General features: G+C 35.5%; 19 protein-coding genes and 1 pseudogene. 7 read left to right on the top strand and 13 right to left on the bottom strand.

Features of this window, described 5'->3' with window-relative positions; all coding sequences use genetic code 11:
- Positions 1 to 249: 249 nt before the first annotated feature.
- The 7 genes and pseudogenes from ESZ47_RS07205 to ESZ47_RS07170 all read right to left on the bottom strand — a co-directional run bounded on the left by ESZ47_RS07205 (position 250) and on the right by ESZ47_RS07170 (position 2,775).
- Positions 250 to 462, bottom strand: a complete 213-nt coding sequence (locus tag ESZ47_RS07205; protein ID WP_148606126.1) for a hypothetical protein — start codon at positions 460 to 462, stop codon at positions 250 to 252.
- Between the two features lie 5 nt (positions 463 to 467).
- A complete protein-coding gene (locus ESZ47_RS07200; RefSeq protein ID WP_148606124.1) occupies positions 468 to 641 on the bottom strand; it encodes a class IIb bacteriocin, lactobin A/cerein 7B family in 174 nt (57 codons plus the stop codon).
- A 13-nt stretch (positions 642 to 654) separates the two neighbouring features.
- Entirely contained in the window at positions 655 to 834 is a 180-nt protein-coding gene (locus ESZ47_RS07195) for a class IIb bacteriocin, lactobin A/cerein 7B family (RefSeq protein WP_072612883.1), read from the bottom strand.
- A gap of 322 nt (positions 835 to 1,156) precedes the next feature.
- Positions 1,157 to 1,621, bottom strand: a complete 465-nt coding sequence (locus tag ESZ47_RS07190; protein ID WP_244307572.1) for a hypothetical protein — start codon at positions 1,619 to 1,621, stop codon at positions 1,157 to 1,159.
- Between the two features lie 29 nt (positions 1,622 to 1,650).
- Positions 1,651 to 1,794: pseudogene (locus ESZ47_RS07180) on the bottom strand (class IIb bacteriocin, lactobin A/cerein 7B family); the annotation flags it as partial.
- A gap of 650 nt (positions 1,795 to 2,444) precedes the next feature.
- Complete coding sequence (locus ESZ47_RS07175) at positions 2,445 to 2,585, bottom strand: Blp family class II bacteriocin (RefSeq protein WP_148606119.1); 141 nt, start codon at positions 2,583 to 2,585, stop codon at positions 2,445 to 2,447.
- Positions 2,578 to 2,775, bottom strand: a complete 198-nt coding sequence (locus ESZ47_RS07170) for a ComC/BlpC family leader-containing pheromone/bacteriocin (protein ID WP_148606117.1) — start codon at positions 2,773 to 2,775, stop codon at positions 2,578 to 2,580. Before ESZ47_RS07170 ends, ESZ47_RS07175 begins: the two co-directional genes overlap by 8 nt.
- A 412-nt stretch (positions 2,776 to 3,187) precedes the next feature.
- Between ESZ47_RS07170 and ESZ47_RS07165 the strand changes: the two genes are divergently transcribed.
- Both ESZ47_RS07165 and ESZ47_RS07160 read left to right on the top strand, forming a co-directional pair.
- Complete coding sequence (locus tag ESZ47_RS07165) at positions 3,188 to 5,335, top strand: peptide cleavage/export ABC transporter (RefSeq protein ID WP_148606115.1); 2,148 nt, start codon at positions 3,188 to 3,190, stop codon at positions 5,333 to 5,335.
- Positions 5,336 to 5,352: 17 nt separating this feature from the next.
- Entirely contained in the window at positions 5,353 to 6,702 is a 1,350-nt protein-coding gene (locus ESZ47_RS07160) for a bacteriocin secretion accessory protein (protein ID WP_148606113.1), read from the top strand.
- 111 nt (positions 6,703 to 6,813) lie between these two features.
- Here ESZ47_RS07160 and ESZ47_RS09320 read toward each other — a convergent pair whose 3' ends face one another.
- Complete coding sequence (locus ESZ47_RS09320) at positions 6,814 to 6,939, bottom strand: putative metal homeostasis protein (RefSeq protein WP_161595281.1); 126 nt, start codon at positions 6,937 to 6,939, stop codon at positions 6,814 to 6,816.
- A gap of 1,267 nt (positions 6,940 to 8,206) precedes the next feature.
- Between ESZ47_RS09320 and trpX the strand changes: the two genes are divergently transcribed.
- From trpX to ESZ47_RS07140, 4 genes are all read left to right on the top strand, one after another.
- A complete protein-coding gene (gene trpX, locus ESZ47_RS07155; protein WP_148606112.1) occupies positions 8,207 to 9,211 on the top strand; it encodes a tryptophan ABC transporter substrate-binding protein in 1,005 nt (334 codons plus the stop codon).
- A complete protein-coding gene (locus tag ESZ47_RS07150; protein WP_148606110.1) occupies positions 9,208 to 10,107 on the top strand; it encodes an ABC transporter permease in 900 nt (299 codons plus the stop codon). The genes trpX and ESZ47_RS07150 overlap by 4 nt, the downstream gene beginning before the upstream one ends.
- On the top strand, positions 10,100 to 10,855 hold the full coding sequence (locus tag ESZ47_RS07145; RefSeq protein ID WP_148606108.1) for an ABC transporter ATP-binding protein: 756 nt from the start codon (positions 10,100 to 10,102) through the stop codon (positions 10,853 to 10,855). Before ESZ47_RS07150 ends, ESZ47_RS07145 begins: the two co-directional genes overlap by 8 nt.
- A 117-nt stretch (positions 10,856 to 10,972) precedes the next feature.
- Positions 10,973 to 11,887, top strand: a complete 915-nt coding sequence (locus tag ESZ47_RS07140; protein ID WP_148606106.1) for a lactate/malate family dehydrogenase — start codon at positions 10,973 to 10,975, stop codon at positions 11,885 to 11,887.
- 43 nt (positions 11,888 to 11,930) lie between these two features.
- Here the strand turns inward: ESZ47_RS07140 and ESZ47_RS07135 are convergent, their stop codons facing one another.
- The 4 genes from ESZ47_RS07135 to ESZ47_RS09550 form a co-directional block, all read right to left on the bottom strand.
- A complete protein-coding gene (locus tag ESZ47_RS07135; protein WP_148606104.1) occupies positions 11,931 to 12,887 on the bottom strand; it encodes an ABC transporter permease in 957 nt (318 codons plus the stop codon).
- 1 nt (position 12,888) lies between these two features.
- Positions 12,889 to 14,016, bottom strand: coding sequence for an ABC transporter permease (locus ESZ47_RS07130; protein WP_148606102.1), 1,128 nt, complete (start codon positions 14,014 to 14,016; stop codon positions 12,889 to 12,891).
- A complete protein-coding gene (locus ESZ47_RS07125) occupies positions 14,016 to 15,572 on the bottom strand; it encodes an ABC transporter ATP-binding protein (RefSeq protein WP_148606100.1) in 1,557 nt (518 codons plus the stop codon). The genes ESZ47_RS07130 and ESZ47_RS07125 overlap by 1 nt, the downstream gene beginning before the upstream one ends.
- A gap of 172 nt (positions 15,573 to 15,744) precedes the next feature.
- Entirely contained in the window at positions 15,745 to 16,410 is a 666-nt protein-coding gene (locus tag ESZ47_RS09550) for a CPBP family intramembrane glutamic endopeptidase (protein ID WP_244307571.1), read from the bottom strand.
- A 202-nt stretch (positions 16,411 to 16,612) separates the two neighbouring features.
- Here ESZ47_RS09550 and ESZ47_RS07110 point away from each other — a divergent pair, with 202 nt between their 5' ends.
- Positions 16,613 to 17,329: a helix-turn-helix domain-containing protein gene (locus tag ESZ47_RS07110; protein ID WP_148606098.1), complete on the top strand. Its 717-nt coding sequence runs from the start codon at positions 16,613 to 16,615 to the stop codon at positions 17,327 to 17,329.
- A 97-nt stretch (positions 17,330 to 17,426) separates the two neighbouring features.
- On the opposite strand, the gene ESZ47_RS07105 is transcribed toward ESZ47_RS07110, so the two are convergent.
- On the bottom strand, positions 17,427 to 18,623 hold the full coding sequence (locus ESZ47_RS07105; protein ID WP_148606096.1) for an MFS transporter: 1,197 nt from the start codon (positions 18,621 to 18,623) through the stop codon (positions 17,427 to 17,429).
- Between the last annotated feature and the right edge of the window lie 65 nt (positions 18,624 to 18,688).

Raw genomic sequence — 18,688 nt, 5'->3', positions numbered from 1 at the left:
AACATCTCAGTGAACCCAACTTTTTTATTTTTTGTGTATGATATGCAATACCTAAAATTAATAATTTCCCAGCAGTACATCACTAACAATAATGCAGTAACCTGAGAATTTTTGATATGTTTTTCCCTATAATAACCATATACTTTCTTGCCATCTGTCTAATTTGAATAAGTAATGTGATTGTTCTTTTTACAATTGGATTATATAAAATAGTATTTTATGCAATAAAAGACAACTATCTAATACTATTTACCGAAGAATAGAAAATTTACTGTCTTTTTTTAATGGCCATACAATCAAATTAACAAAAGTTATCATTAGCAAAAAGTGAGATGCTTGCTCTAAGTCTCTTGCAGAAATAATATTTAAGATACCGGCATCTGTAAAAAAACGTAGTGCTGCAATGACAAAATATAGTATAAATGCTCCTAATGCTATTGCAGCGTTCGTATCATCTGTCATGATTATTATTTAGCCAAATCCTTCCCAAATTGATATCCTTCATCATATCCCCACACAAAGGCGCCACCAACTGCAGCGCAATACCACTTAACAGTACTCGGACTAACAGGAATAATTCCACCATGAATATTTTTCATTTCTTCTGTTGATAAATTAGCAAATGTATTCAATTCTTTCATTTTCTTATTCTCCTCACTTTTTATTAGCAATGTACCCAGCCGTCGCTCCGATAGCGAAGCCCGCAACTCCAGCACCGCCAACTCCTCCAGCGATCCATAAACCAGCTACAATCAGAGGAGCTATTCCTCCTGACTCCAGTAATTCTTCAGAATTCAACTCTTTAAAGTTACTTAATCCCAGATAGTTATCCATGACTCTTCTCCTAGTCCCATATTTTTTTATCGTTGCGCAACGAATAATTCGAGTATACAAAAATTTATTAACAATATATACATAATTAAGGTCAGTGGCTATTTTAGGGTAGTAAAAGGTCGATTTGATCCATCTACAGAGTGTTAACAGCCGTTCATGTTACATTCAAAAGCAATTTATAGCTAACCTTGGAGTGACTATTTGAATAATTGCTTACTACCAATTTTACTGCAAAAAAAAATCATGGATTTCTCCACGCCATAAAAGTCCATTTATTAAGAGTTTCGCAAACATCTTAATCCTTGTTGTAAGATATATGAATTTAAATTTTGTTACAAACTATTTCCTTCAACGACAATATGCCACCACTTATTCCTGTCCATACAACAATTTTCCATAATGATTTTTTTCTCAAATATCCGAACAAACTGTTTTCGAATGCACCTAATAATTTATTGGGTATTAAAAATAATGCAAACTGGAGAAGCATCAACAAAACAAACATATTATTCATAGTATGATATGATACCGCTCCAAAACGATGTTGATCACTTAAACCTATTAATATTACCAATAAACATAAAGCGGTAAATATTAAACACTGTAAAAACAACAGTAGATATTTCATCGGTGTAAGCCAGCTTGGGATCTGTCTTTTCCTGCCGCATATCCAGCCTGGTATATTCCAAGTGCTAATGTTGGGATACCCAAAACTACAGCTACTGGGACTACTCCCCCCATTTACATTTACTAATTCCTTGTTGCTTAATTCCTTAAATAATACCATACGTACTACCCTCCTAAATAAATCTAATTCTATTTTTTATTATTTCGATATCCTTGGTCCATACCAGATTGATATATTGAATAGGCACCAACATCCACTGCCCCTCCAAGTACAAATGAAATGGCAAAACCTTGTGGTGACCAACCACCATTAATGCTTTCTAATTCCATATCATTTAATTCCTTAACCGCTGCGCAATGATAGAACTAAATATACAACTAACTTGTTGTATTTCTATAGATAAATGAAACGAGTAGTCATGTTGAAATGTCAAACGGTTAAAAGTCCACCATTCAGCACAAAATAACAACCAGAAGCAATGATAATGGTGGTGCTTTTCTAGTTTACGAAATGAGCAATAAAGGGATAGGATAATTTTTTATCAAATAAACCCAAACCCTCTTGAATAAACATAGTTTTCAAATTTTAAAACATTGACAGTCTTAACGATACCCATATACTTAACCAAAACCCTAGCTAGGGCGTCTACACCACAATCATGTCCGTCTATTTGTAGGATATAATTTAATTTCTTAAGAGCATATTTTTACTATTCTTAATTGCTCAATAAAATTGACAAAATTAATTTATTTCCAAAAAAAGAACTTACATCGCAGTTATTCGCAACATAAGCTCATTCTAATTTTCAAGTCCAACTAAAGTATAAAGCAAGCAATGACAAAATGTATAATATATAAAAATTTTTGATACTATCAATGATATTAGTATATATGAGCAATGCAGTAACACTAAGTAAAATAACAAATATCAAACTAAAAATCTTTAAAACGCTTCTGCTTGTTATAGTCATAATTTATTTACCTTACTTTTTCTTTGTGAGCGCGTATCCAATAGTATATCCAGCCGCAAAAGCACCACCCATACCAGCAGCCACCTTCAGGACTACAGCGCCACCAACAACTTCAGAAAGTTCTGAGTGATCCAAAGTTTTAAAACTATCCATTTTTCTTTGCTTTATATCCAACATATGCTCCTGCTCCTGCTCCCGCTAATAAACCACCTGTTATAACCGCTCCCTTGGTAATAACTACCCCGCCGATGATGAGTGGGAAGATACCACCTTCAATTTGTTCAAGCTGCCCGTTATCAATAGTTTCAAATTCAGACAAACTAGTGAATGATTGTGAGTTCATAAACTCTCCTTTAAATAAAACATTCCATGTGAAGTGTTATACATGATAATAATAAAATAGACAATACTTTTAATTTATAAATGAAAAATCTTTATAGTTGATTTTAGTCAATTATCCCTGAAAGATCCACAAAATTTTTGTTCAATTGTTCGGTTTAATTTTAAAAGTACTCCGAACTTATTTCACATTATAACAATAGCTTCTTTCTATTGTTGCGCAACGAATACATTAAATATACAACAATGAATGAATAATGAACACATCATCCACTAAATGATCATTTGGTTACATTGAATGGTTAAAAGTCCACCATTCAACACAAAATAACAACCAATTATGATCAATTAATAACAAAATGCCATTCTCACTATAAAATAAACTTTTAAAGTTACTCTTATAGGAGCGCATAAGTATGAGAAAGTTTCATTATATATCACAACTTGAAGAAAAGGATTGTGGCGTAGCAGCACTAGCCATGATTTTAAAGCGCCATGGTTCAGATGTTTCATTAGCTAATATTCGTGAACGCTGTCAAACCTCCTTATCGGGGACAACGGCGCTAGGCTTAGTGAAGGCCGCTGAATCATTTAATATGGATGTCCGTCCAATTCAAGCTGACCTTACCTTGTTCAACATGAAAGATTTACCTTTGCCGTTCATCGCTCATGTTGAGAAAAAAGGTCAATATTTACATTATTATGTAGTGTACGGATTCACTAAAAACAAAGTTATCATTGCAGATCCAGATCCAACAGTTGCTAAAACCGCAATGAAGTTACAAGAATTCTCTAAAGAGTGGACTGGTGTAGCATTGTTCATGTCGCCTTCACCAAGATATAAACCTTTTAAAGAAAATAAAAACAGTATCCTATCCTTTCTGCCAATTATTAGTCGACAAAAAGGATTAATTGCTAATATTGTCGTCGCTTCTTTGCTAGTCACTTTAATTAGTATCGCTGGTTCTTATTATATGCAACTAGTGATTGATGCTTATATTCCTAGTGCTATGTCTAACACATTAACCGTTGTTTCATTAGGACTCATTGCCACCTATGTGTTACAACAGCTACTTAGTTTTGCTCGTACCTATCTGTTAACTATTATGGGGCAACGATTATCGATTGAAGTCATACTATCATACATACGGCACTTGTTCGAGCTGCCTGTTAATTTCTTTGCCACACGCCGAACAGGTGAAATTGTAACGCGTTTTAATGACGCCAACACCATTATTGATGCGATGGCAAATACAATTCTCTCACTTTTTTTAGATTTAGGTATCACGATAATTGTTGGCAGCGTCTTAGCAATTCAAAATACAAAACTTTTTCTACTATCTCTAATCTCTTTCCCTATCTACTTCTTAATTGTCTATTGTTTCATGAAGCCATTTGAACGATTGAATCAAGAACAGATGGCAAGTAATGCAACGCTAAGCTCATCTATTATTGAAGACATCAATGGTATTGAAACCATAAAATCTTTGACAAGCGAGAAGACAAGCTATCAAAAAATTGATCGTGAATTTGTTGATTATTTAAAAAAATCCTTTGCCCATCAAAAAAGCGAAGCTATTCAAAATAGTATTAAACAGGCAACTCAACTCATTATCAATGTGCTCGTTTTATGGTTGGGCGCCAAGCTAGTGATTAATAATCAAATTAGTGTCGGTCAGTTAGTTACTTATAATGCATTACTAGGCTACTTCACTGAACCTTTCCAAAATATTATTAATTTGCAGGCGAAATTACAAACGGCAACGGTTGCTAACAGACGCCTAAACGAAGTATATCTTGTAAAATCAGAGTTTAAAAAGTCAGAATCACAGGAACTTCATCATAACAACCCTTATAACATTACAGTTGATGACGTCAGCTATCAATACGGTTATCAAAAAAACATATTACACCACTTTTCAATTAAGATTCCCTTTGGTGAAAAAATTGCTCTGGTCGGTGTTAGTGGTTCTGGTAAATCAACATTAGCCAAACTACTTGTTAACTTTATATCGCCTAGTGCTGGAAACATTTTTATTGGTGAACAAAACATTAAACACGTTCAACGCCAAAATTTAAGACAACATATTCTTTATCTACCACAAAATCCATACATATTTACTGGAAGCATATTAGATAATTTAACACTAGGTGCTCGTGAAAATACAACACAAGAAGACATCCTACATGCTGTTGAGCTTGCTGACATTAAAGATGACATCGAAAATATGCCACAAAGTTATCAAACTGAAATTTCAGAGGAAGGCGGCATGTCTGGAGGCCAAAAACAGCGTATCGCTTTAGCTAGAGCCCTCCTTAGTAATTCTCAAATACTTATTTTGGATGAATCAACCAGTAATCTTGATGTCGCAACTGAAAAAAAGATTATTGATAATTTATTATCTCTTAAAAATAAAACAATCATTTTTATTGCACATCGCCTGACTATTGCTGAAAAAGTCCAACGCGTTATTCTGCTTGAAAAAGGGATCATCAGTGAAGATGGTAGCCATGCTGAACTTATACATAAAAAATCAAAATACGATCATCTTGTAAAGAATTAATAATGGGGGGTACAACTATGTTCAACGAAAAGCTTTTAGAAAGCTCAGAATTTTATACTAAAAGATATCAAAACTTCACAACACTCATTATTTTTCCAACACTTATTCTTTTGGTCTTGCTTATTTTGCTTGCTTGCCTTACTCATAAAGAAACAGTTATTAAAAGCACCGGAGAGATAGCACCAATCAAAATACTTAGAACGATACAATCAACAAGTAATAATCCCATCATTAAAAATGAATTGCTTACAAAAAAGGAAATCACTGCTGGAGATATTCTGATTCAATATCAGAATACTGAATCAGATACCAATTTACAATTACAAAAATCAGCGCTTAAAAATCTGCAAAAACATGTACAAGCACTCACAGTCTATAAAGACAGCATAAAACAGAATCAAAATCTATTTACTGATGACGATAACTATGGTTGTTCCACTTCATACCAAAGTTATCTTTCTCAACGTCAAAGTCTGACGATAGACCATCAGCAACAAGTTAATGATCAAGACCGTATCAACCAGCAAAAAACGACTATATCAGAAGCTATAAATAAGAAAAATTCAGAACTTAGTCACTATCGAGACTTGATTAATGCCATAGTAAATAATACAAGCCTATCACCTAAAAATTCCCACTACGACACCTTCTTAGACTACCAAAATCAAACAAAAGAGTTACTCTCTTCACAGGTAGATAAACTAAAAAAAGAAACTGTGATTAGTATTCAACAACAAATAGATTCAATAAGTGATGCGTTAACTAGCTATGAGACACAATATGCCGGTTTTTCTTCCATCAATTTAGCGGAGGACGTGCTCACAAACAAGCTCAGCGAACTAAAATCACAACAACTAGCTTCTATTACCAAAGAATTAGAAACGCTTAATCAAGAAATTGAACAAACCAAAATACAACACGCTGCAACAGAAACAAGTGACAAAAATACTATCATCGCTACTGAATCCGGTACGGTCAATTTACTAGTCAATAAAACAAAATTAACTAACATCCCTCAAGGAACTAATGTTGCACAAATATATCCAAATCTCAAAAAAATTCCCGACTTAAAAGTTAGTTTTTATATCTCTGCAAATGAAATTTCACAGATAGTGGAAAATCAACCAATACGTTATCATTTAACAGAAAAAAATAGCAAACACATGGTGATACCAGGAAATATTACAAGTATTCCTGCTAATCCTATTACAACAAAAGACGGTAATTTTTATCAGGTCAGTGCAATATTAAACTTACGTCCAAACGACTATCAAAATATTCATTATGGGCAAACTGGAACCGTTAGTATCATAACCGGAAAAAGCACTTGGATTTCTCACATTAAAAACATCTTGATTCAGCAATAGAGCACACAATCAAAAAACCGTATTGCCCTTGGATAAAAGTCGATACGGTTTTTTGATTCCTAGACACAGTTACAAGAATAGAACATCGGTACATTTTCACGTATTAAACAACTATTTACTTTTTTGTGACTTTTTAGCCTTGATTTCTTTCAATAATTTCAAAGCACGGTCTCTTGTCTTAGCATTCGGACTTTTTAATCGTCGATATGCACTACTTAAATCATTCTTTTCTGGCATTATTAGTTTCCTTTTCATTAAATAGTAATAATTATCCTTAATTATAGTAATTATTACCATTTAAGTCAATAGCCTAATGTCATTAATCCACAAGGTAATCATTCTGTCACTTTCATCAACAAAGACTCCCAATATTTTCTCTAAAACAGAATTAAGCGTTAAATATGCTCCCTCGGTATTTCTACGTTGTCTCTTTTTCGGTCTATCTCATCAAATTACTATTCATCTATCTAGTTTAAAATATATTGACTGTGATATGGTGATTTCGCAACATTTGGTTTAATAAGATCATTAGAGTGTTTCGTACGTGACTACCATGATATGCTATAAAATACGCTACTTTGTATTCCAAAAATAGGTAAATAATTTACTGTTTGTAGGTGTCATGTAACAATCAATGCTCTATCTACTATTCACTAATAAGCTAGTCGCTATGTAATAACAGGGCAATATACTCACATGAATATTTTTATTTGCATTGAGTACCAGAACACCTGTGTTATGAATTGCACATCAATATGTAAGAGCAACCTTTTTGTAAAATGACGTAACTTACATACAATTTTCCAATGAGTAGAAATATGATACACTTTTTTTAATTATTTTAGGAAACTATTCTTGAGGCTAAGCTAATTCCTTAATCTAAGCTAATTCCTTAATAATTGGTAAATGAATACGCTAAAATAAAAAAATAATTGCCAATAGTGCCAGATAATTGGCGAATTACCACATACCATCTAGATTATCTAAGATTAAAAACAGGGTACTAACTACTTTAAGCATGCTACGCAATAATCCTACTAAATTATTCATATGAATTCCTTGTGGTTGACCCATGTTGACAGTGAGCATACCAATTTTGTCTTTATTATATTCATAAATATTGCTGATTTTGTCAGCTTTTCTTATGAACGAAACTTTAGGCGTTCCATACTATTTTAAAAGAACTCATATTGACACGCTTTTGTTTTGAAAAAGTTATTGACAACTCATCAAATTCTTAGTATTCTTAATTCATAAACTATTCGGAGATAAACATGAAAAAATTAGTTGCACAACTTAACAATGCCTGGTGGCGTCGGTAAAGTCAGCTTTTCGGTAACGGATAAAGCTGATGTTTAAAACATTCGTTTTATCCATACCGGCTATTTTTTGTAACAATCGAGTCTGTATGGGAACATGCCGTGCAGACTTTTCTTTTGACCTTGGAGAACCCTGTGTGGCGAACCAAGGTTATTTTTATTTTAGAGAAAATTTGGAGAACATTATGAATAAACGTCTTTTAACCACAATTACAGTTATTGTTGCCTTTCTAGCTGTTGCCTTTATCGTTACTAGTCAACCAACCAGCAAAAAAAACGCCACATCATACGTTCCTACTGTGGGAATCTTACAATTGGTAACACATCCAGCCCTAGATCAAATTCACAAGGGTGTTGTGGATGGTTTAAAATCAGAAGGTTACTCGGGTAAAAAAATTAAAATTGATTACCAAAATGCCCAAGCCGATCAGTCTAATCTTAAAACAATGTCACAAAAATTTGCTAACGAAAATGCGGATTTGACAATTGGTATTGCTACTCCTGCCGCTTTATCATTAGCCAAAACAGCTGATGGAAATACTCCTGTCATTCTTGCTGGTATTACAGATCCAGCCGGATCAGGCCTAGTCAAGACAACCAAGCGACCTGGTCGTAATATTACAGGGGTTTCTGGTGATTCACCTCTGCAGCAACACTTAAATGTCATCAAACAAGTCGTTCCAAAGGCAAAAACACTAGGCATTATTTACACCACATCCGATCACGGTGGTGAATATAACGCTAAGAACATGGAAAAAATTGCTAAAAATGCTGGCTATAATGTTAAAATGTACACGATTTCGACAACCAACGATATGCAACAAATTGCTGAAACGATGGCCAGCCAAGTAGATGTTGTTTACGCACCACAAGATAATGGTGTTGCTAGCGCCATGAAAACATTGATTAATGTAACAAATCAAGACAAAATACCTGTCATTCCTGCTGTAGATACAATGGTAAAGGATGGCGGTATCGCAACCATGTCTGTTAGCCAGTACAATATTGGTTATCAAGCCGGTATCATGGCTGGAAAAGTTTTAAAGGGTAAAAGTACAGCCACTTATTCAGTTAAGACCATTACTGAGGGTGATATGACCATTAATCTAAAACAGGCTAAGTTACTCGGTTTAACATTACCAAAAAGTATGGTTCATGAAGCAGAAACTAAAGGAGAGGTCTTCAAATGAGTATGATAGTATCTAGTATTGGGCAAGGTCTCTTGTGGGCTATTCTTGGCATCGCACTATTTCTAACATTTAGAATTTTAAATTTTCCAGACATGACAGTTGAAGGTTCATTCCCTTTAGGTGCATCAACGGCTGTTGCTATGATTGCTCATGGGGTCAACCCTTTCATTGCAACATTAGCTGCATTTTTTATTGGCACAATTGCTGGTTTAATCACAGGATTACTTTATACCAAAGGAAAAATTCCAATCTTACTGGCCGGAATTTTAGTTATGACCGCCTCACTTTCTATTAACCTTCGTATCATGGGGTCAGCAAATATCTCACTACTAGACCAAAGGTCCATCTTCTCAATTAAAATATTGCAACATTTACCAAAATACTTTGATTCTGTATTTCTTGGTTTCACGGTCATTACCATTATTACAGTAGGACTAATTTTTTTCTTACAAACTGAATTAGGTCAAGCTTTTATTGCTACTGGAGATAATCCGATTATGGCACAATCGATTGGAATTCAAACAGATCGTATGACCATCATGGGTCTCATGTTATCAAACGGTCTTATTGCCTTTGGTGGCGCTATTATTGCTCAAAATAACGGTTATGCCGACATTAATATGGGAATTGGTATTATTGTTATTGCGTTAGCTTCAATTATTATTGGTGAAGTTGTCTTTGGTGAATTAACTTTGAACGAGCGTTTAGTCGCTGTAATTATTGGTTCTATATTATACCGTCTAGTATTATTAGCCGTCCTTAAGCTTGGTTTTTCTACCAACGATGTCAATCTCATTTCAGCTATTGTATTGGCCATTGCTATGATTCTTCCTCAATTAAGACATGCTTTCCAACTCGACAAAATGATTAAGAAAGGTATTACGCCACATGACTAATTCCGTATTTTCCCTTAAAAATGTCGTTGTCACAGTCGGTGATGGCGTCCAAATATTAAAATCAGTGAATTTTGACATTTATGACGGAGATTTCATTACAGTATTAGGTACAAATGGTGCTGGTAAATCAACACTATTTAATACTATAGCTGGTAATTTATCCATTTCTTCCGGAGAAATTTTGCATAATGGGCACAATATTGCTCATGAAACAGCCGTCAAACGCACAAATTACATTGCTCGCGTCTTTCAAGATCCCAAAATGGGTACAGCGCCAAGAATGACAGTGGCCGAAAACTTATTACTTGCTGAAAAACGTGGTAGTAAACGTACATTACATGGCCGTGGATTAACACAAAAAAAATTAACAGAATATGCAACGTTAACAAAAGTAATGGGTAATAATCTCGATAGTCGTTTAAACACCGCTACTGGTGATTTATCAGGTGGCCAACGTCAAGCTTTAAGTTTTTTGATGGCTACTCGTGTTAAACCTGAATTATTATTACTAGACGAGCATACAGCAGCATTGGATCCAAAAACTTCTGAACAATTGATGCAAGCCACCAATGAACAGGTAACTAAACATAAATTAACAGCACTAATGATTACACATAATTTAGCAGATGCTTTAAAGTACGGCAATCGGCTCATTATTATGAATGCAGGCAATATTGTCCTTGATGTTCGTGATGAAGAAAAAAAAGCATTGGATGAAAATACAATTTTAAGGTACTTTGTCAGTTAATTCCTTGCGCTCAAAAACAGTATTAGTATCCTACTAAGATACTAATACTGTTTTCATTTTCACTTATTATGTGTATAATCTAATTTATAACACATAATAAATTAACGAGGTACTCACATGAGAAAAATAGGCGTTGTCGGCATTGGTCATGTTGGCGTAACTGTTGCACACATTATTATTGCTCAAGGCTTAGCAGATGAATTGGTCTTAGTAGACAAAAAACCCGAAAAACTAGCATCTGAAGAACTTGATTTTCGTGATGCAGCTAGTCTATTAGATCATCATGTTAATGTGCACACGGGTACAATCAAAGATTTAGCTGATGCAGATGTGATTATCTCTGCACTTGGTCATATCGATCTTATCAAACCCGGTGGAGATCGTTTTACAGAATTAAAAGCTAACACCCCAGAAGTGCAACAAGTTGGTTCCGACTTGAAAAATGCTGGTTTCAACGGTGTCTTAATTGTCATTTCAAATCCTGTAGATGTGATTACTGGCATTTATCAAAAAGCAACTGGATTGCCAACAAACCAAGTTTTTGGTACTGGAACTTATTTAGATACTGCCCGTTTGAAGCGTGCACTTGGTGACACATTGGCTATTGATCCTCGCGGTATCAATGGCTACATGCTTGGTGAACATGGTGATTCACAATTCGCAGCTTGGTCTACAGTTAGCGCACTCGGTAAAAACATAACAGAGTTAGTTAAACTATACAATATTGACTTGAATCATGTTGCAGAAGCAGCACGTGTTGGTGGTTTTACTGTTTTTGCTGGTAAAAAGTATACTAACTTTGCCATCGCTCATGCCGCTGTTTCCCTCGCTAAACTAGTCCTATCTGACGCACACCGAGAAGCGATTGTTTCTCATTATGATAATCAATTCAAAGGGTATATTTCTACGCCGGCTGTTATTGGACGTGACGGTATAACAGCTGAGTTTGACCTACAGCTCACTGACGAAGAGCAGGCACTGTTGCAAAAGTCTGCCGATGCAATTGCTGAAAAAACAAAAGCATATCTGTAAACAAAAAAGGTCGAATCAATTGATTCAACCTTTTTTAATATCACTAAGCAGCTTTAATATAATTCACACCATCAGCCTTAGGCGGACGTGTCTTACCAAAAAAGAATACTAGCACAATAATTGTGAGTACATATGGTGCAATCTGTAACCAAATTGAAGGAACATTTTTTAATCCCGGCAGCTGTGCCCCAATCACGGCAAGTGATTGTGACAAACCAAAGAACAATGAAGCACCCAACGCACCCAGTGGATTCCAACGGCCAAAGATCATTGCGGCCATCGCCATAAACCCTTGTCCAACAATCGTACTGGCCGAATAGTTTAACGAGATTGATTGTGCAACGACAGCACCACCAATACCACCAAGTAACCCAGAAAGCATTACACCTGAGTAACGTAACCGTGCTACATTTAATCCAAGTGTATCAGCAGCTTGTGGATTTTCGCCAACTGACCGCAAACGCAATCCAAACTTTGTTTTAAAAATAATGTACCATGATATACCAGCAACAAAAATTGCTAACCACGCAGGTCCAGAAGTTTTTTCAAAGAATAATTGTCCTAGCACTGGGATTTTTGCTAAACCAGGAACAGTAGCATAACCAAAATCCTGTCCTATAGATTCCGTTTGCCCTTTACCATACAAAACCTTAATAAGGAAAACACCCAAAGCCGGTGCCATCAAATTAATAACCGTTCCAGAAATAATATGATCTGCACGCAACGTTACCGTAGCTACAGCGTGAATCAGTGAGAAAAGAACACCAACAATTGCTCCAGCTAATAATCCTAACCAAGGTGTTGCAGCACCAAGTTGCCCTGCGAAGGTCAAATTAAAGACAACTGCTGCAAAGGCACCCATCCCCATGATACCTTCTAACCCAACGTTAACAACACCTGAGCGTTCAGAAAAAGTACCGCCAATTGAAGTAAATATCAGCGGTGCTGAATAAACTAATGTACTAGATATAACAAGTGATAACATTGCCATGAATGACATTTTATTCACCGCCTTTCTGCGGATTCTTATTTTCTTTTGCAGCTTTTTTATTCGCTGATTCTACGGCGGCTTTTTCATCCATTGCCTTAATGCGTTTTTGCATTAATAAAATTAAATAACGTGCACCAACAAAGAAAATAATCGAAGCTGTAACAATATCTACCAACTCAAATGGTACACCAGAAGACATCGGCATGCCTAAGCCACCAATCTTTAGTACCGAGAAAATAGCAGCAGCACCAAGAATACCAAGGTATGAACCGCCCCCAAGCAACGCAACAGCCATTCCATCAAAGCCGATTGATGGTGATCCATTTTGAGTAAAGAAATTGAGATAATTACCAAGCCCCTCAATTGTCCCTGCCAAACCTGCTAAACCACCAGAAATCGCCATAGCAATCGTAGCATTACGTTTAGCTGACATACCAGCGTATCTAGCTGCATCAGGGTTTAATCCAACTGCACGAATTTCAAATCCGAGCGTCGTTTTTTTCATAATAAACCAAACAACAACAATCATTAATAAAGCAATAAATATGCCAGCTGAAATACTTGACCCCTGTGTTAAATCCGTTAACCATTTCATTTGAAGTGAAGCATTGGCACCAACTTGCTTTGTCGTTTCTGCCGATTCCTTAATACTTTTAGACATAGTATTTTGTAAGATATTATTACCCAAGAAAAGAAAAATATAATTCATCATAATGGTAACAATAACTTCACTAGCACCAAACTGTGCACGCAACCAACCAGGAATAAACCCTGCAATTGCGCCCAACCCAGCACCAATAATCAAAGCGCTTGGAATCATTAAAATAGCAGGCATATTTGGAAAACTCAAAGCATACCAAACTGCGCCAACCCATCCAGCCAAAGCTTGTCCTGACAAACCAATATTGAAAAAACCAGCAGCCGAAGCAACCGCAAATCCTAAGGCGGTCAAAATCAAAGGAGTCATTTGTGTTAGTACGCCACCAATATCTTGCATTGATCCAAATGCAGAACCAATTAACGCAACATACCCAGAAATTGGATTATAGCCAAAGACCAGCATGATTACAGCACCAACAATCAATCCAAATAGGATTGAAAACATTGCCACGGAAAGATTATTCTTTTGTGCAATCATTAGGCATCCACCTCTTCTTTCAACGCTGCACGAGCTTCTGTTAGACTCATCCCTGTCATTAGTAACCCAAGCTCTTGTTTGTTTGTATCTTGTGCATCAACTATCCCTACAATTTTACCGTCATTAATAACAGCAATTCGGTCTGATAAATTAAGAATTTCGTCTAACTCAAAACTAACAACTAACACAGCCTTACCTGCCGTACGTTGTGCAATTAATCGTTGATGAATGTATTCAACCGCACCAACATCCAAACCACGAGTGGGTTGAGCAGCAATAACCAAGTTATTATCACGGTTTAACTCACGTGCCACGACGGCCTTTTGTTGGTTTCCACCAGACATTGATCCTGCAGTAACTTGAATACTAGCTGCACGCACATCAAACTCTTTGACTAGCTTATTAGCTAACTTATCCATCTCAGCTGGCTGTAAAACGCCTGACTTTGAGATGGGGTTTTTATAATAGGTTTGTAGTGACAAATTTTCAGACAATGTCATTTCAACTTCCATACCAAAGCGAAGACGATCTTCAGGAATGTGACCCACACCTGCCTCAGTAATATGTCGAGGCTTCTTATTTGTGATATCCTCACCATTTAACTTTACATGTCCAGCTTGAACCTTTGTTAAACCAGTGATACCTTGAATTAGTTCAGTTTGACCATTCCCGTCGATACCAGCTAACCCAACAATTTCCCCCGCCTTAACATCTAAAGAAAAATCTTTCACAGCTGCAATTCGACGTGAATCCTGCACTTCTAAGTTATCAATAGATAAGACAACCTTACCTGGTTTAGCAGATTCCTTATCTGTTTTAAAGCTGACTTCACGGCCAACCATTAAATCGGCTAGTTCCTGTGAAGACACCCCTGCAACAGGAAATGTATCAATAGATTTACCCGCACGAATGACAGTCACTGTATCAGCAGCTGCACGAATTTCATCCAACTTATGTGTGATTAAGATAATTGATTTTCCTTCTTGGGCTAAGTTGTGCATAATGGTAATCAACTCATCAATTTCTTGTGGTGTCAGAACTGCAGTTGGTTCGTCAAAAATCAAGATATCAGCACCACGATAAAGCGTCTTTAATATCTCGACGCGCTGCTGTTGACCGACCGAAATGTCAGAGATTTTAGCCATAGGGTCCACAGATAGACCATATTGATCTGATAAGGCTTGTATCTTCTTAGCAGCAGTTTTCGTATCTAAAGATAATCCCTTTGTTATCTCTGACCCGAGTATGATATTTTCTGTCACAGTAAAAGCGTCAATCAACATAAAATGTTGATGCACCATTCCAATACCTAACGCATCAGATTTTGAAGGTGAATCGACTGATACTTTCTTACCATTAATCAAGATTTCGCCACTAGTAGGTTGCAACAATCCTGTCAAAATGTTCATCAATGTTGATTTTCCTGCACCGTTCTCACCAAGTAACGCGTGAATTTCACCTTGTTGGACTTGTAGGTTAATGTCATCATTGGCTGCGAAATCACCAAATTTTTTGATAATGTGTCGCATCTCAATGACTGGTGTTGATTCGGTCATATACTCTCTGCTTCTTTCTATAATAAGTTGTAAAAATTCCGCGGACAAAAGCTGTTCGCGGAATTTTCCTTAAATAACATTATACCATGTTCTCTAAACACGTATGTTGCAATCATTTTACCTATTGATTAGAGCAAATTGAGATAGACTTCTTTACACATTTTCTTTATTTCTATAAACCCATAACTGACATTAAATTATGCCCCATATGAAACATTACTGTGTATTGTAATTTTTTAGTTATTAGTCGGATAACCATCAATAATACACCTCCTGTTAAGTAAACTGTCCACTGATTCGGCGTAGAAGGTGAGTGAATGGCTGCAAAAACCAACGTTGGCCATACAAATTGAACAACTTTCCCCAATGATTTGGCTTCCTCAAATAGGATCCCACGATAAAATATCTCTTCAATTATTGGTGCAGTAATTACCATATCAAACTTGAATAATAGCGACACTATTCCACCTTGGTGAAACATATTTTCAATTATTTGCTGGTTCAGGCCAATATCCTCAGTTTGCCCAAATATAGCTGGTAATACCCAATTCATCAGTATTGTTGTTATGCCTAACATGAGAACAACATACCCTATTTTCTTCACATTAATGTGCTCAAAAATAGCAGTTGTCTTTGATACTAAGTATCGATAGCCACAATAAGAAATGATACACGAGCTAACAATTGATGTCAGTCCAAGACACACATTAGACTGATCTATAAAAATAAAAATATGAGGCACACTTATAATGAGGTCAATTAAAAACGTTACAAAAACAAGTACAATAATTTTTCTAAGCTTTTTTGATGCGGCTGTTATTTTACGGCGAATTGTCATGATTACCCTTTCAAAGGTAGCTATTTTGAATACTTCAAGTGTTCTCTGAACATTGTATCAAAGTATTTTTTTATAGATTTCAAAACTTAGTACGAACAGTTATTAATTTTTTAGTGATTTTCAACACAATTTATGGTAATATATTGGATTCATTCCAATTTTGTTATATCATAGTACTAAGGAAGTACTTTTGGAGATTATTATGGAGATTGGCAACAAAATCAAAGCACTCCGTCAAGAAAAGGGGTTGACACAGCAACAATTTGCTGAAAAACTATATATTTCTTTTCAATCTGTCTCTAACTGGGAGCGTCACAAAGGGCATCCCACTACAGAAATGATGCTGTTGATTATTGAGAGATTTGACCTACCACTAGATTTTTTTATTGTGCATCCATCTGACCCATGTGAAAATAATGAGGAAGATTTGATTTTGCTGTCTTTTTTAGCAAATTTACATTCAAACAGAAAAGAAAAACCTACACTCAAACAATTGGAAAAGACTTCTGGTATTGCAATAAACAAAATTAAGCAGTATTATCCTTCATATGACGATCTATTCTATGCTGTCATTAATCGGATTGATAAGGATGTCAAAATAAGAGTGGAAACAAGTCTATCAATCAATAACAATCTTGTATCAGTGTTTATTAATGATATGGCACCAATGCTATATAGCAAAAAAGAAGAATTACATCTTTTATATACACGACCATATATCAGACATATTTGGATCAAATTTATCAAATCTAAATATTTGTCACTACTGATTAAACATAATCCTGATATGGCCGCAGATCCAATGTCAATGGAGTACTTTATAGAAATGCTCATGTCCTTTATATCTGTGTGGATGAGCCAGCCTGAACCTGAACCTCTAGTCGATTTTCAAAACAGAATGAAAAAAATGCTTGGCTAAAAATTGCCGAACGTGACACTAAAAAAGCAAGACAACTGTGTCTTGCTTTTTTAGTGCACAATAGCATAATCTCAAACCAATACTAATTAACCATTAATTATTTTTTCATCGTATGATAAAAATTGAAAATTACGATAAAAAAATTTAATCCCGCGACAACCAATAAACTTAACATCACACCACGCAAATGCTGTGATGCAAAAAAGCCTGTTGCAATTGGCATGATTAATAGTGCGATACTACCAAAGAAAAAATATAAACCAGTTAAACGTCCCGAAAAATTAGGATCAGAAGCAATTAACTGCCCAAGTCCCAATTGTAAGGATCCACCGGCAGCTGAAATACCAAAAATAAAGCATCCCACACTAGCACTAATTGGCTCATGACTCAATAGAACAATACTTAGTCCTATTATTGTCCCTAACGCTGTTAAAATTAATAATAATTTTTCACTAATCCAACTGCGATTAGTCACTACAAATAGCAACCCTACACCAACGAGAGAACCAACACTATAAAACGACATTAATACGTGCGAACTAGCCACTGAAAATGACTGTACAATATGGAAATATCGTGTAATCCATTGCGTAAAATGGATCATGGTCCACATTGCGCTAAAACCATAAATAAGAAATAGTATTTTTTGAATACGCCAATTCCAAACCCCATTATTTTGTGAGTCAACAGTTTTTTCACTTCTTTTAATAGGATAAAATCTCTCTGCATCAATCGATACCATGAGTGCTAAATCAATAATTAGAAGTGCCGTTGCTACCCAAAATAACCATCCAAACCAAATTTGACGCTCAAGTAATGCTACTAGAATAATAGGCAATATTCCTTCACCTAACGAGATCATAGCTTTAATCAAGACATTACCGCTCGATTTGCCTCGATTAATTTCTAATAAAGTCGGATAGGCCACTGAATCCAGTGCTGCGTTAGCCAGTCCGGCTAATGTTGTTATCACAATTGCAAGAAATAGTGTTTTTGTTAGTGGCAAAATAGTAAAAAATATCAGGTACATAACCATCGACAACGTTAATAATTTTTTCCTATTCACGTGATCTGATAATTCACCCAAAATAGGATATGCAATTAACTTTCCAATACCGATAGCTGATACGACAGCCGTTGTACCAGCTATCGAAGCATGCCAAAGTTCACTTAACTGTTGCACTGTTTGCGCTAAAATGATGAGTGCAAATCCTTGTACAATATAAGTTAAATAAACAGTAATACGTACCTTGATATTATTCGTTCGGCTATTTTCTTTTATTGCTTGAAACATATGGACTCATCCCCTTGCCATTATAATCTAACATTTTCCTTGAAATCCTTAATATTATATCTTAA

Origin of the sequence: Leuconostoc litchii, from assembly GCF_008107645.1 — a bacterium.
GTDB lineage: Bacteria > Bacillota > Bacilli > Lactobacillales > Lactobacillaceae > Leuconostoc > Leuconostoc litchii.
The sequence above is the reverse complement of the archived record's forward strand: the minus strand, read 5'-3'. Positions and strand labels throughout refer to the sequence as shown.